The sequence below is a fragment of the Streptomyces sp. NPDC001594 genome, assembly GCF_042893675.1.
Classification (GTDB): Bacteria; Actinomycetota; Actinomycetes; order Streptomycetales; family Streptomycetaceae; genus Streptomyces.
The window spans coordinates 95,864-109,645 of the sequence record NZ_JBIAVB010000018.1; the positions used below are offsets into that span (position 1 = coordinate 95,864).

Consider the following 13,782-nt stretch of genomic DNA (forward strand, 5'->3'; position numbering starts at 1 on the left):
CAAGCCCCTGGAGCCCCGGGGAGGGGCTCTTTCAGGTGGGGGCGACAAGCGACAAGTTCAGCCCTCGGGGGGCGTCTGGGGGGCGTGCTGGCGGTGGACGTAGCGGGTCTTGGTGCCGCTCCCGATCCGGACCGCCTCCCCCTCCTCGGCCCAGGTCTTGAGCCATCCGGCGACGGTCTGTCGGGTGGTGCCGTAGCGCTCCAGCTCCCGGGCGATCGCGGATGCTCCGGTGCCCTCGGGCCCGGCCGCGATCAGGATGGTGAGGGCGGCCTGCTGGGCGGCGTTGTCCTCGGCGCGGTGCGCGGACAGGTTCAGCCCCGGCCGCGCCGGCCGCTCCGGCTCCACCGCCGGACCCTGGCCGGGCTCGGGGGCGGTGGCGAACTCGGCGTCGATCTGCCGCCGGAACTCCGCCGCGAGCGCGTCCTCATCCGGACCGGCCGCCGACGCCGGGGCGGTGTTGCGGTGGGCGGAGAGGTTCAGTCCCCCGCCCCGTCCAGCCGGCGCGGCCGGGACGCCCGCCCCGGGCTCCGGGTCGGTGGTGGTGGGCTGGTGGTCGGTCATCCACGCGGTTCGGGCGTGCTCCCACCGGGCGGCGTAGTCGGGGCCTGCGGCCTGGGCGGAGATGACGTCGAGGGCGGGGTGCCGTTCGGAGGTGACCAGGGTGATCTCCCTGATCTGGTTGGGCAGGATCCGCCACGTCCCGAACAGGCCGACCGGGGATTCGGGGGTGCCCATGAAGCCGGTGCCCTTGTGCGGGGCCTGCTCCACCTTCAGCCCCCGGGCGCCAGGGAACAGCTTGCTCAGGTCCATGCCCTCGGTCTCACCGCCGGTCAGGGCGACGCGGGTCTTGGCCTCGCGGCGGATCATCAGGTTCCCGAGCACGGAGCCGGTGGCGCCGAGCGCTGTCAGGACTGTGCGGATGCCCATCGCGCGAAGCATCCGGATGACTTCGAGGATCTTCTTGGCGAGCTTCTTCTTCTCCGGCTCGTTGCTGACCAGGATCTCCGCGCCCTCATCCACAACCAGCATGATCTGAGGGATCTGTGCGCTGATCGGCAGGAGGTCGGTGTTGGCCTTGGCCATGAGGTCCTGGTAGGCCTTCTTGCGGTGGAGCCCGACCCGCAGGGCCGCGTCCAGCATCAGGTTGGCCTCCTCGTAGGAGGCAGCCAACCAGTCGACCCCCGGCCGCACCTCGGGGTCCTCCATCGCGGGACGCACCCACGGCAGGCCGGCGGATCCGGCGTTGAGGTCGATGACCCAGACCAGCACGTCAACGGCGCGGGCGAACCCGGCCAGGATGACGTGGACCAGGTTGGTCTTGCCGGAGCCGGTGGGGCCGACGACGAGGGCGCACTGCTCGCGGAGGAAGGTGAGGATCTCCTCGGCGTTGGTGCGGTAGCCCCACGGGATGCCGGTGTGGATCGACAGGGGGCTGTAGTCGTCGGGGTAGGCGACGGTGTCGGCGAGGACGTTCTTGGTAGTGACGTCGATCAGCACCCGGCCCTGGTCGACCCCCGGGGACGCAGCCGCGGTGCAGCCGTGCGGGAGCCGCGCGTCCGCCGACAGGCGGGAGTTCTCCTTGGCGATCCGGTCGTAGGTAGTGCCGCCGGAGGGGAGTTCGGCGTCGATGGTGAAGCCGGTCCCGGTCGGCCACATCTCCACCGCCAGGACGCGGATGGTGATGCCGCAGACCCGCTGGATGCGGTCCACCCACTCCGCGGCGACCGCCCGCCGCTCCGCCGACAGTTCGCGGGCGACCTGCCGTTCGGCGGCGGCCAGGGCCTCCAGCTCGCGGGCCTCCTCGTAGAGGCCGGTGGCGCGGGCGGACGCCCCGATCCCCACCCCCAGCACCGCCAACGAGCCCAGAGACGTCCAGGTCAGGGGGCCGGCGGCCAGCGCCCACGTGGTCCAGCCCGACCCGAGGAGCCAGGAGGCGGCGCGCGAGGAGATGGTGCGGGCGGCGAGCTTCTGCCGCAGGCCGGTGGCGGTGTGGCCGATGGCTCCGGCGGCGCCGACGGCCAGCGCCCAGCTGGGCGGCATGTGGGCGAGGGTGCCGACGGTGGCCAGCGCGTACGCGCCGGTGGTCGCGGACAGCGCGCCAGTGACGGGCCCATGGCCGGCGGCCCAGTCCAGCGCCAGCCCGTTGTGCGTGACCGGGCTGGTCTTGGTCTTGGTGGCCATCAGACGTTCCAGCCCTTCTCAGCGTCATAGCCGTTGCGGGGGTCCTCGTGACGGGCGATGTCCGCCTCGTGCGCCTCCCGGAAGACCGGACCGAGCTGCTCGGTGTAGTCCACGGTGTTGGTGAACATCTGGAAGAGGTCACCGAGCATGTCCGCGACGACCTTCTCGAACGGGAACTCCGAGTCGGAGCGCTCGGCGAGGATCCGCAGGATGTTCGCGATCGCCTGCAGCGCCTCCGGCAGGCCCTCCAGCATGGCCAGGATCTCCATGCAGTTCTCCGGCTCGTAGGACTGCGCGGCCTGCTCCATCTCGGCCGCCAGCTCCTCGAACCTGAACCCGGACACGTTCGACATCTGCTGTGCTCCTTCGGGGGTGGGAGGTGCGGGAACGTGCGTGGTGGGCCGCTCGACGCGGTCCCCGATCGGCTCGGCGGCTTCCTGCTCAGCCGCCGCCCGCTCGTCGGCGGCTTCCTCATCTGCCTCGAGCTGGGCGCGGATCTCCTCGTCCCGCGCCTCACGCACGGCGCGGGCGCGGCCGACGAGGAAGGAGTAGAGGCGCCGTCCGGGGTTCATCAGCCAGGACCAGCCGAGCTTGCGGCCCAGCGGGGTCGTGACCATCCCCAGCAGCCCGGCCGCACCGCCGATGACGGCGCCCAGAGCCCGGCGGGCGTGGAAGCGGGCGGCTGAGCGCATCAGGGCCTTGCGGGCGGCTTTCTGGGCGGGTGCCTTGAGCTGCGCGGCCCGCTTGCGAACCGCTGCTTCCCGCACCGCGTCCCGACCGGCCTCGATGGTCCGGCCCGCACTGCGGTCCAGTGCCTTCCGGCTGGCCTGGACGGCTTTGTCGCGGACGGCGACGGCCTTGGACATGCCCTTGGCGAGTGTCCGCGCGGCCGCACCCTTGGGCTTGGCGGGGGTGGATGCGGCCCGGTCTGCGGCCCTCGCCGCCCGGCGGGAGTCCGCGACCTGCCTGCGGGCCTGCGTGCTGGCCGCACGCTGCGCGGCCCGGGTCGGCGAATCCGTACGGGCCTGCGCCCGCAGGTCACGGACCTGCCCCGCACGCCCCCCGGCCAGCCCACCCAGAGCCCGCCCAGTCCTGCCCTGGGCCGACGAGGTGCCCTTGCCCGCAGGTGCCTTCGAGTTGACGGAGCGGCTGGCGCCGGCCTTTCCCGCAGCTGGAGCCCCGGCGCGGTGGCGGGCCTGCCCGCCGGCCGGGGCGGTCCCGGAGCGGGCGCTAGATCCGGTGACCCGGCCGGTGCGGGAAGCGGCGCCGGGCTGAGAAGGGACGCGGCCCAAGAGGCCACCCCCACGCCGCCCGGCCCCCGTCTGACCAGCGCTGCGGGGTTCACGGGGACTGGCCTTGGAACTGGGCTTGTCCTTACTGGGCTTGGTGGTCTTGGCGTGCTGGCGTGCGGCGACGGCAGCGAGGGCGGCGGCGCCGGTCATCGCGATGGCGGCGCCGGCCGGTCCCCCGGCCAGAGCGGCCGTCGCGACCAGCCCGGCCGCCGAGTTGACCCCGGAGAAGGCGAGCGGCACGACCGGGAACCCGCCCGGCGTGTGCTCCACCTCCTTTCGCGCCGCAGAGGGGTTGCTCTCGGCCTGCTGGGACGGGGCGGGGGTGGTTTCTTCGGGAGGGGCCTGCGGTTCGATGACGGTCTCGGTCATGCTGAACGTGCTCCTTCAGGAGAGAGGGCCCGGCCGACGCTGTAGGAGGTGGGCGGCCGGGCCCTGCTGGCGGAGGGCTCAGAGCTGGTTGGGCTCCAGCGAGAAGAAGACGCAATTGGCGCGGGACAGCTCCGGGTACCCGGACACGGTGTGCTCCCGGATCGCCAGGTACATGTCGTAGCGGGTCGCCCCGGCGGGCGGGTTCACCGTTCCGGAGTCCGTAAGGACCTGCTTGCCGGGCATTTCGAGGGTGAGGATCCAGTGGTGCGATCCCTGCTGCGGAGCGTTGATCGGGCTGGTCACGCGGACTCCTGAAGGTCAGAGGGCGTACTGGGCGGGGTGTCGTGGCAGGGCACGCAGGTGCCGAGCGAGGCCGGGATCACGTACCCGGCATCCCGGTAGCAGGCCGGGCACCGGCGGCGGGCGGCGTTGGCCTTGGTGAGCGCCGCCTGGCGTGCCGGGGTCATGGGGCGGACGGGCTTGGCGAGGTCGAGCCGGTAGAGGAAAGCGACCAGCGGCCCCCGCTTGCCGCGGGGCCGCTCGACCTGTGCGACGACGTCCTGGCCCCCGGGCCGGAGCCCGGCGGCACGGAGCTGACGGCGGGTGGCGAGCCCGTCCGGTGCAAGGCGCCACCGGTAGACAGGCAGGGCGGTCATCCACCCACCCCGGCGGGAAGGGCCTCATGGGTCTCGGCGAGGCGCTGGTAGATCTTGTGGACGTAGGAGGTGGAACGGGTGGAAAGCCGGGCCGCCTCAGGGAGGGATTTGCCTTGCACCCAGCAGGCGCGGATCACGTTCGCGGCCTCTGCGGCCGACAGCCGTACGGGCTCCAGCTCCGCCCGGTGGACGGGGGTGGACGCGCGGGGGATGTGCGGGTGGAACACCTGGCGGTCACCGCAGATGACCAGCGGAGTCCGCTGCTGCGGCCCCGTTGCGGGCTCGGTCGGAGCGTCCTCCACGGCCGGGGCGGACGCAGGGGTGGAAGAGGGAGAGACAGGGGTGGGTTCCACCTCGTCCACCGTGCCGTCCACCAGGGCCCGGAGGGCGGCGGTCTTGGCGAGGATCTGGTGCCGGTAGTGGTTGATTGCTTCGGCGAGGACGATCAGGAGGACCGGGGGGACGGAGTGGAGGACGAGCCCGGCCGGGTCCACCTCGCGGGGGATCCCGAAGGTGGAACCCGCCGGCCACAGCGAGGTCCAGCAGTTCATCACCCACGTGCCCAGCCCGGTGAACCACCGCAGCGCGGCGGCCCACCCGGACGGCGAGAGCCCGTACTCGGACAGACGCCCGTCGAAGATGAGGACCGTCCCGAGCGCCACCGCGACCATCGGGTCGAGGAGCCAGGCGATCCACGGGGAGACGTGGTGGTCGATGGCGAAGAGCGTCACGTTCGACGCGGTGAAGACCAGCGCCACCACCGCGACGGCCACCAGGACCTTCGTCAGCTTCGACAGCATCCCCTCAAGGGCCGTGATCTGCTCCAGAGGCGGGCGCGCCGTCACTCCTCCTCCCCCGGGGTGATCCGGCGGACATCGAGCGAGGCGATCAGGAGCACAGCGCCCGTGTCGCCGTTGTCGATCTCCATCCACTCCCACCCGGCGCCGTTGGCGGCCTCGTATCCGAGGTCGGCCAGCGCGGCGGTCCGCTCGGCGAGCGTGGGAATCGGGCGGCTGCGGCGGAAGTCGCACGCCGGCCACTCGTCAGCCGGGCCGCCGGTGACGACGTAGATCTCCCACTCCCAGAAGCAGGAGTTAGTCAGGCGCGCGCTGTACCTCATGCCGCACCGCCGTCCAGCTGCCGGACCTTGACCGAGCCCAGGAAGAGAACCCGCACCGGGTGCCGGTGGTACTCCGGGCTGGTGATCTCCATCCACTCCCACTCGGCGTCCTCGGCGAGCGCGAACCCGAGGTCGGCCAGGGCGGCGCTACGCTCGGCGATCGTCGGAATCTCGGCCGACGCCGGCCACGTGAAGGCGGGCCACTCGCAGACCAGACCCGTCCTGGCCACGTACACCTGCCAGCACGAGCCGACCGTCACCTCCGGGAGACCGGCGCCGCAGCAGCGCAGCGACAGCTGCGCGCGGAAGATCTGCTTGTTCATGCCGCGTCCCCCGAAACCGTCAGGCCGGCGGCGCGGTTGGCCAGGTCCCGGCGGGCGTCCAGGACCCGGTTGCGGGCCCGGCGGATCCGGCGGGCGTCGAACGCGTTCGGCGTCTGGTCGAGCTGGGCGATCAGCGCGTCCAGCAGCTCGACCTCGGCCAGGACCAGGGGCATCTCGGTCTCGATCGCGTTCAGCTCCGCGTCCGTGGGCTCCAGGTCCGCCGGAAGGCTGGTAACGGGCTTCTGACGTGCGGCGATGTGCTTCATGAGTCGTGTTCTCCCTAGCAGGTAGGCGGCTCGAAGCGGCCCCGGTGTTCCAGCACCGGGGCCGCACGCCGTTGAGGCGGGAAAGCGGGTTCAGACGGTGGCGATGATCAGCGCGGCGACCAGCAGCCACAGGTGGTGGAAGGCCTGGTCCAGGGCGTAGGCCCCGGTTCCCAGGTGGGCGGCGGGCTTGCCCTCGGCCGTGACCGGGTGGAGGGGGTGAGCCGCGGCGCCGAGGCCGTAGAACTCGCCGTTCCCGCAGGCCTTGGCGAGGCGAGCCAGGGTGGAGCGGCGGTCCGCCCACCAGTGGGTCACCGCGTCGACGCCGAGTCCGGCCGACAGGCCGGCCAGCGACAGGCGCAGGTCCAGCAGCAGGGCGACCGGCAGGAGGACGACCAGCTTCGTGGCGGTCAGGCTGGCGACGTGCCGGGTGTCGGCGAGGCGACCGGTCCAACCGGGCTTGCCCTTATCGGCGGACTGCCGGGAGGTCTGCACCCAGTGGTCACCCACGCTGTGAGCGACGTACAGGGCGACGAAGACAGCGGCGAAGACGGAAGCGTGCACGAGGACTCCAGACGGGAACGGTCGAAGAGGCGAGGCGGAGCCGGGCGTCGGGCTGATCAGTCGTCGGCGAACCCGTCGTCGGGGTTCACCTGGCGGTCCAGGTCGTAGTGCAGGCTGTCGGCGGTCTTCGTGATCCACTCGCCGAGGTTGGCCACCCGCCGGTACTGCGCGAGTCGCAGCTCTTCGGTCAGCACCGGCACGATCAGCTCGTCCGCGATGCCCGCCAGGTCGCGCAGGATGCGGCCCAACTCGCCGGCGGACACGGTCGTCGGGTCGGGGAGGTCTTCCCCGTCACGGATGCTCATGGGTTCTCCCAGTTCGGAAGGGGTGGAGCAGGTATCCGGCTCCCCTCAGCCCCGCCCGTACGACGCCAAAAGGCGCCGGACGGGCGAAGGAGGCAACCGGCCGCAGCTAGCGGCGAGGGTGGGTGGGTGGGTGGTGCAATGTCTCCTTCAGGACTGCGGCTCCCGTATGAGGTAGAGCCGCCATGTCCTGGCGAAGGCGTATGGAGACGTGACCTTTCGGTCTAAGCCCTCCGGAATGACCAGGGTCCGGTGTGCGCCCTCGGCCCGCTCTGTCCCGGGCCCCTTGACCTCGAACGGCCCATGAGTCAAGGCGCATTGAGGTCCCGCCCCCGCCGTCCGGCGAACCGCTCGGCGGGCACATCCCTAAGGTTCCCTAGGGTTCCCTGCGGTGTCAAGCGGTAAGCTAGGGAACCCCAGGGAAGTCGTCGTGAGGAGCGGACAACATGGCAGGCCAGGCCGACAATCGGGCGCCTTACGCGAGGATTGCCGCCCACTACTCGGAGCTGATCACGTCCGGTCAGCTACAGCCGGGGACCCTCTTGCCGAGCATCAAGAACCTGTCGGAAGAGTGGAAGGTGAGCACGGCGACAGCGGAAAAGGCTCTGCGCAAGCTGCGCAACGAGGGGCTTGTCCGTGGCATCCACGGTATCGGGACCGAAGTGCTCGACCAGCCGGCCCCCATGTCGTCCGGGTCCCAGCGGCAGGACCGGGGACGCCGTACCGGGTCCAGCTGGGGTGCAGGCGAGCGGTCCGACTCGCACCAGGCGGCCGTGGTACCCGCGCCCGAAGACGTGGCGCAGGCCCTGGACATCCAGCCTGGCTCAGACGTGGTCCGCCGCAGCCGCGTGTACCGAGACCGACACGGCATCGTCGCGCACAGCACGTCGTGGATCCCGGCCCGATACGGGAAGCTAATCCCCCAGCTTGCAGAGAGCACGCGACTGACGGGGGGCACGTCACTTCAGCTCATCGCCCAGGTGACCGGCCACCCGATCAGCCACCGCATCGACACCGCTTCAGCCCGCCCCCTCACGCCGGAGTACGCAGAGCTCTTGGAGCTGGACCCCGACAACCCTCCGACGGACCCGGTAGTCGTGATGACGGCCAAGTTCGTGGACAGCGAGGGCAACATCGTTGAGTACGGAGTGGACCTCGGGGGCCCGGGCCGGACATGGCGCACGGAATCAGAGGTGACCGCGTGACGGTCTGCGTCCTGATGGCCGGCCTTCCCGGCTCCGGCAAGACAACCCTCTCCCGCACTCTCACCGCTCGCGGTTTCGTGCGGATGTGCCCGGACGAAGAGATGTTCCGCCGGCACGGCGTCTACGGGGTGGACTTCCCGCGCGGCGTCTTCCCCGCGCTTGAGCGCCCCGTCCTCGAAGACGTGGCAGCCGACGTGCGGAAGCAGCTCAAAGCCGGACACGATGTCGTGGTTGACCACGGCTTTTGGACGCCGGAGGACCGGGCGAAGTGGCGTGCGATCGCAGCGGATGCCGGCGCGACGCCCGTTCTCGTTTACCTTGCCGCCAGCCATGACGAACTGTGGGCGCGGATCAGCAAGCGCAACGAGTTCCACGCCAGTGATCCCAACGCGATCTACTTCTCCGAAAGCGATCTACAGCGGTACCGCGCGAGATTCGTGCCCCCAGCCACAGACGAACCGCACATCCTGTACGACGGCGATCCGGCATCTGTGATCGCCGCTCTGGACGACCCTCCCGCCTGAGGCCGAAGGGGGGCAGAAGCGCAGGTCAACCGGACGTACTCCGTCTCAGTTTCCGTCTCATTCACCCCCGTCCGGAGCCGTTCACGGCGGTTCAGGCGCCGGGCGGGGGTACGGAGACGAACGAGGTTGAACAACGACGACCCGCCCTTCAGCCAGCACGGACAAACCTGCAAAGCGAGTTACGCCGGTTCGATTCCGGTCACGGCCTCGGGGAGCAACCGAAGGCCGCCCGGGGGGAGGGGATCCCCTGGGCGGCCTTTCCCCCGTTTCCGGCCGGGCGCGCCGTCGGCTCTCACTCCGGCGGCGGCAGGTCCCCGGCCCGGGCGGGCAGGCCGCCGTCGTCCACGCACTGGAGCTCCTTGGCCACGGCGAGGGCGGCGGAGAGGGTGACCGTCAGGTAGTCGGGGCGGAGGACGTCCTCGCCTTTGCTTCCGCTCCACTCCTCGTGGAGCAGCAGCTTGATCCGGAGCGGAACTTCCGGGGTGGAGCCGACCCGGGGGCTGACGCAGTCATAGGAGACATACACGAACTTCTGCCGGCGGAAGGCAACCCGCACGCCCCGGTCGCTCACGCCGGGGAAGTCGGCCGGATCTCCGGCGTACCGGCTGTACGCGGTGAACTGCACCGACAACGTCGGCACGTATTGCCCCTTGTCGGACCCCGAGACCTCGCAGACCGCCTGAGGCATCTCGTTGATCCTCTCGCCAGACCTGTACGCGTCCTCCATCACCTGCGCGACGGCGCGGGCGTCTGGATTCCACTTCTCGTTCCGAAGCTGGAATTCCGTGGATTCGAGGACCCGCCCCAACGCCTCCCCGCCGTCTCCGGCGAACAGGCCGGCACAGGCCTGATCAGCCGGTACCTTCGTCACGGTCCGCACCGCAGCCGGTTGCTCCGGCGTTCCCTCGGAACAGCCCAGCGCCGCCGAGGCGAACAGGACCAGCCCTCCGAGTATGCGCAGTATCCGACCGCAACTCACCCGACACCCTTGGTCTGAGCCTCGTGGCCCTGCTGGCTGGCAGTGGAGTTGCCGGTCGTATAGCCGACGCGCATCGACTCCATGAGGTCATTGCCGAAGTCGCTCGTCTGATCGATGTCATGGCGGTCCATGAAGCCCCACATGGGCGCCTCGGCGCTGTGCTCACCGGTCTTGAACATCGCCTTGTTCGCCTCGTGCGTCTGGCCGTCGACGTGGTCCTTGTGTTCCTCCTTGGCCTCGTCCGACCACTCTCCGATGACCTGGCCGGCGGCCTGCTCCACAAGACCGGTGCCGGTGTCCATGGCCAGGGGGACGACGACCGCCGCCACACCTGCCGCGGCCGCTGTGGCGGGCAGCAGGGCGACACCGGCCGCGATGCCGGCCGTGGTGCCGAACTCGATCCAGGAGGAGCTCTGCTCGTGTGCCTTCTCGTACGCCTCCTGCCTCTTGTCGGCCTCTCCCTTGACCTGGTCCGCCCGTGATTGGTCGAGGATGCCCTGCACCGCGGCGCTGGTACGGATCGTCGCCCGGGCCCGGCCCTCGTCGATCACGCCGTCGTGCACGCCCTGGCTCTCCAGGACGCTTGCGGAGTAGACGCGTTCGGCGGTGGACACGGTGGCGTAGGCATCCGGGTGCTGGCCGAGCGCGGCCAACAGGTCACGGGCACCGTCGCGCCCGAACTTCGCGTGTCCCTGCTCGCCACCGTCTTGCGGGGCGAAAACGCTGTGTCCGTCGTTCTTGTTCAGACCCCAGTTGACGTCGTCGATGTAGCCGGCGGTCATGTTCCCCAGGCTGTCCACGAGGACCTCGTGGTTCTTGAGCAGCTCGGCATCGCCGCCGTACTTCAGCGCTACGGCTTGCATGACGTGCGCCCCCGCCTCGGTCCGGCGGAGCTGGGGATGGGGGTCGTCCCACGCATGGCCGAGAGTGGCCGCTTCAAGGGCATGTCCCAGGGCGTCGGGCATGTAGTTGGCGACCTTTTTCAGGTCGTCGGGGTTCATGCCCTCCATGTCGATGGCGGAGTGGTACTTCTTGTCGGCGAAGAAGTCGAGGTAGCTCTCGACTCGCTTTCCCGTGGCGTCCTTGCCCAGGTTGGGGTCGCCCGCGCGCACCGTCCCGTCGTCGTTGTACGAGAGCAGGTGTGCTCGTTTCGGGTCGAAGAACTGCGCCGATGCCTCCGGGCTGTGGCCCAACGCCTCCAGGAAGCTGACCACCGGGTCGTAGCCGGCTCCGTTGATCCCGGATGGGTTCAGCATGTTCTTGCCGTAGCCGTTGAGCTGGCGGGTTCCGGTGAAGAAGTCCGGGGTCCTGGCGTGGATCTGCGTCGCGTGCTCCGCGATCGGGACGAGGAACTTCGGGTCGTAGTTCCCGTAGCGCATGATCCCGCCGAGCAGCTGGTACCCGTACGGCGGGTTCTGGTCGTAGCGGGCGAGGGGGATCTGCTGGGGCCCCAGCTTGCGGAGCTCCGCCGCGTAGCTGTCGGGAAGGTGCGGTTCGGTGGTCGATCGGGTGGCGGTGGCCAGGTTGAAGCCCAGGTTCTTCTGGAGCTCCTGGACGTCCTTGAGCCGCTGCTCGTCGAGCTTGCCGTACTCGTAGGTGTCGGTCGCCATCGTGCCGAAGAACTGGAGCGCGCCCTTGGGGCCGAGGTTCCCGTAGAAGGCGGTCGAGAACTCCGGGACCTTGGCGTTGTCGGCCAGCAGCTCGTTGAGCTCCGTCAGCTCGGCGTGCGAGAGGTCGCGCCCCTTCCTCGCGAGGTCGGTCGCACGGCCGGCCTGTTCGGCGGCGAGGCTGGAGTACTTCGGGCCGCTGAAGTTGTGGTCCTCGGCGACATTGGCGTTGAGGAGGCGGGCAAGGGACTGGTCGACGTCGTCGCAGGCGTCGACGAGGGCGTCGACCTTCGCCTGCCACAGCCCCTGGTTGGCTCGGAGGGACTGCTGGTAGTCGAGGTCGTGCCGAGCCGTGTTGCGGTCCGCAGCGGAGTCGAGGGGTACCGGCGTGACCTTCCCCTTGGCGTCGACGCGGAAGCCGGCGGCGGGGGCCTCCTCCTCAGCGATCTTCTTCAGCTGGTCGCGGGAGGACTTGAAGGCGTCGTGGCTCTGGCTGAGCGCTTGCTGGACGCCCTTGGCCTCTTTGGCCGCATCCTGGAACTCCTTGGCCGTCTTGTCGACGAACGGCCGCGCCACCCCTGCGGTGACCCCGCTCCATTCGGCCCGGTCGGACTTGACCTTCATCCCGCTACGGGCGGCCTCGGCCAGCTCCTCCAGCTTGGCCACCATCGCCTGCCAGTCGCGCAGGGCGGTGGCGAGCTTGTCGATCGGGGCGTTCAGGACATTCTCGTACGTCAGCACTACCGCGCGCCCTCCCCTACTTGAGGTACTCGTCGATCTTGGACGAAGTGAACTCGGCGTAGAGCTGCTGCTCCTCCTTGGCGTGGGAGGAGAGCGAGTAGTTGAGCCCGTTGGAGATCTGGGCGCAGGCGGCGACGAGGGTCTTGACCTGGCTCTCCCAGCGCGAGTTCGCCTTGGCGAGGGCCGCCCCGCTGGCGAAGCCCTCCCTCGAGAGCGCGCCTGCCGCCTCGGCGGAGGCGGTGGCGGCGTGCTTACCGGCGGTCTGGAGGCGGGAGTGGAGCTTGTACGCCTCGCTGCCGATGGCTCCGATGTGGTCCTGGTTGAGCGCGAGGTCGGCACCGGAGGCGGCGGGGGCCTGGTTGAGCCGCATGGAGGCGTTGGCAGTGGCCGTGGCGCGCGCGGCGGCCCATTCCTCGTCGAAGGACATCCCGTGCGCTCCACTCCCGTGCGGGTTCAGGTCAGCGGCGGGCCGCCCTGCGTACGACGACCGCCGTCACGGCACCACCGATGAGCACGCAGGCCCCGAGCCCGAGGGCGATCCAGGTCCAGCTGCGGCCGTCGCTCTTGTCTACCGCAGGGGCGGCCTGCGGCGCCTGCGACGGGGTGATCTTTCCTCCGGTCGAGGGAACGGGCGTGTCCTTGGCTGCCGCCGCCGCGAGATCGGGCAGGGGGTAGACGTCCGGCGGCCCGGGGTCGCCGGGAGTGGGCAGGGCGACGCGGGGGCGGACGACGCCGTAGCCGATGTAGTCGTTGCGCTCGACACCGTCGACGGGCTTACCGGCGGTGTTGAGGAGGACGCGGAGGACCTGGTTGTTGGTCCAGGTGGGGTGGGCGGACCAGAGGAGGGCGGCGGAGGCGGAAGTCAGAGCTGTGGCGTCGCTGGTGCCGTGGCTCGTGCAGAGACCCGTCTTGCCTGAGCAGGCCGCGACAATGTCGACGCCAGGGGCAGACATGTCAACTTGCGGCCCATGCTGCGACTCCTTGGTCGCGCCGCCGTCGGAGCCGATGGCTCCCACACCCACAACCCCAGGTGTGGCGCCGGGGTACTCAATCTGGTTGACCGTATCGCCATCATTACCCACGGCCGCGAAGATCAGCTTCCCTTTGGAAAGGGCATACCTGACGGCCTCGGAACGCTCCCGATCATCCTCAGCCGATCCGGCTTTCCCCAAAGAGATATTGATGATCTTGGCCTCCGAATCTGCGGCATACCGGATGGCAGGACTCCATGACGGTGTAGACCTGCTCATCTCTCGCGGCACCCGAATCGGGAGGATCTTGGCACCGGGGGCCAGTCCGTATGCGCCGTCACCGCTCGGATGCTTGCCAGATCCAGCAATGATTGCAGCAATCCCAGTGCCGTGGTTGCCGTAGTCGTTCCGCTCGTCCCCCTCGTATCCCTCGCTGCCGGCCGCGAAGTCCTTGCCAGGTAGAACCTGCCCCTCGAGCTCAGGGATCCGTGCAACACCCGAATCGATCACGGCGACAGTGACGCCCCTGCCGGTGCTGATCTTCCAGATGTCGTCGGCTTTCATGGCATCGAGGTGCCATTGCTTCTCTCGAATGGTCTGCGCGTGTGCTGGAGTCGCGGCGACCCCAGCGAGCAGCAGGCCCACCAAGGGCGAGGTCGCCTTGCGCATACGCATCCGTGCAATA

General features: G+C 70.0%; 16 protein-coding genes. 2 read left to right on the plus strand and 14 right to left on the minus strand.

Features of this window, described 5'->3' with window-relative positions; all coding sequences use genetic code 11:
• Positions 1–57 precede the first annotated feature (57 nt).
• The 10 genes from ACFY0O_RS30735 to ACFY0O_RS30780 form a co-directional block, all read right to left on the minus strand.
• Complete coding sequence (locus ACFY0O_RS30735) at positions 58–2,181, minus strand: hypothetical protein (protein ID WP_388952650.1); 2,124 nt, start codon at positions 2,179–2,181, stop codon at positions 58–60.
• Entirely contained in the window at positions 2,181–3,842 is a 1,662-nt protein-coding gene (locus ACFY0O_RS30740) for a hypothetical protein (protein WP_388952653.1), read from the minus strand. Before ACFY0O_RS30740 ends, ACFY0O_RS30735 begins: the two co-directional genes overlap by 1 nt.
• A 78-nt stretch (positions 3,843–3,920) precedes the next feature.
• Entirely contained in the window at positions 3,921–4,145 is a 225-nt protein-coding gene (locus ACFY0O_RS30745) for a hypothetical protein (RefSeq protein ID WP_385875787.1), read from the minus strand.
• On the minus strand, positions 4,142–4,498 hold the full coding sequence (locus tag ACFY0O_RS30750; protein WP_388952656.1) for an RRQRL motif-containing zinc-binding protein: 357 nt from the start codon (positions 4,496–4,498) through the stop codon (positions 4,142–4,144). The genes ACFY0O_RS30745 and ACFY0O_RS30750 overlap by 4 nt, the downstream gene beginning before the upstream one ends.
• Positions 4,495–5,343, minus strand: coding sequence for a hypothetical protein (locus ACFY0O_RS30755; protein ID WP_388952659.1), 849 nt, complete (start codon positions 5,341–5,343; stop codon positions 4,495–4,497). Before ACFY0O_RS30755 ends, ACFY0O_RS30750 begins: the two co-directional genes overlap by 4 nt.
• Entirely contained in the window at positions 5,340–5,618 is a 279-nt protein-coding gene (locus ACFY0O_RS30760) for a DUF6303 family protein (protein ID WP_388952662.1), read from the minus strand. Before ACFY0O_RS30760 ends, ACFY0O_RS30755 begins: the two co-directional genes overlap by 4 nt.
• Positions 5,615–5,941 (minus strand): DUF6303 family protein, encoded by a 327-nt coding sequence (locus ACFY0O_RS30765; protein WP_388952665.1) that lies wholly within the window; start codon positions 5,939–5,941, stop codon positions 5,615–5,617. The genes ACFY0O_RS30760 and ACFY0O_RS30765 overlap by 4 nt, the downstream gene beginning before the upstream one ends.
• Positions 5,938–6,207: a DUF6284 family protein gene (locus ACFY0O_RS30770; protein ID WP_388952668.1), complete on the minus strand. Its 270-nt coding sequence runs from the start codon at positions 6,205–6,207 to the stop codon at positions 5,938–5,940. Before ACFY0O_RS30770 ends, ACFY0O_RS30765 begins: the two co-directional genes overlap by 4 nt.
• Positions 6,208–6,297: 90 nt before the next feature.
• A complete protein-coding gene (locus ACFY0O_RS30775; RefSeq protein ID WP_388952671.1) occupies positions 6,298–6,768 on the minus strand; it encodes a transcriptional regulator in 471 nt (156 codons plus the stop codon).
• A gap of 56 nt (positions 6,769–6,824) precedes the next feature.
• The gene (locus tag ACFY0O_RS30780; protein WP_388952674.1) at positions 6,825–7,073 is read right to left on the minus strand and encodes a hypothetical protein; all 249 of its coding nucleotides are present in this window, start codon (positions 7,071–7,073) and stop codon (positions 6,825–6,827) included.
• A 443-nt stretch (positions 7,074–7,516) separates the two neighbouring features.
• Here ACFY0O_RS30780 and ACFY0O_RS30785 point away from each other — a divergent pair, with 443 nt between their 5' ends.
• The gene (locus ACFY0O_RS30785; protein ID WP_388952677.1) at positions 7,517–8,275 is read left to right on the plus strand and encodes a GntR family transcriptional regulator; all 759 of its coding nucleotides are present in this window, start codon (positions 7,517–7,519) and stop codon (positions 8,273–8,275) included.
• The gene (locus ACFY0O_RS30790; RefSeq protein ID WP_388952680.1) at positions 8,272–8,799 is read left to right on the plus strand and encodes an AAA family ATPase; all 528 of its coding nucleotides are present in this window, start codon (positions 8,272–8,274) and stop codon (positions 8,797–8,799) included. The genes ACFY0O_RS30785 and ACFY0O_RS30790 overlap by 4 nt, the downstream gene beginning before the upstream one ends.
• 292 nt (positions 8,800–9,091) lie before the next feature.
• Here ACFY0O_RS30790 and ACFY0O_RS30795 read toward each other — a convergent pair whose 3' ends face one another.
• From ACFY0O_RS30795 to mycP, 4 genes are all read right to left on the minus strand, one after another.
• On the minus strand, positions 9,092–9,670 hold the full coding sequence (locus tag ACFY0O_RS30795; RefSeq protein ID WP_388952683.1) for a hypothetical protein: 579 nt from the start codon (positions 9,668–9,670) through the stop codon (positions 9,092–9,094).
• Positions 9,671–9,774: 104 nt separating this feature from the next.
• On the minus strand, positions 9,775–12,126 hold the full coding sequence (locus ACFY0O_RS30800; protein ID WP_388952685.1) for a hypothetical protein: 2,352 nt from the start codon (positions 12,124–12,126) through the stop codon (positions 9,775–9,777).
• Positions 12,127–12,142: 16 nt separating this feature from the next.
• Positions 12,143–12,553, minus strand: a complete 411-nt coding sequence (locus tag ACFY0O_RS30805; protein ID WP_388952687.1) for a hypothetical protein — start codon at positions 12,551–12,553, stop codon at positions 12,143–12,145.
• Positions 12,554–12,584: 31 nt separating this feature from the next.
• Positions 12,585–13,772: a type VII secretion-associated serine protease mycosin gene (mycP, locus tag ACFY0O_RS30810; protein ID WP_388952690.1), complete on the minus strand. Its 1,188-nt coding sequence runs from the start codon at positions 13,770–13,772 to the stop codon at positions 12,585–12,587.
• Positions 13,773–13,782 lie beyond the last annotated feature (10 nt).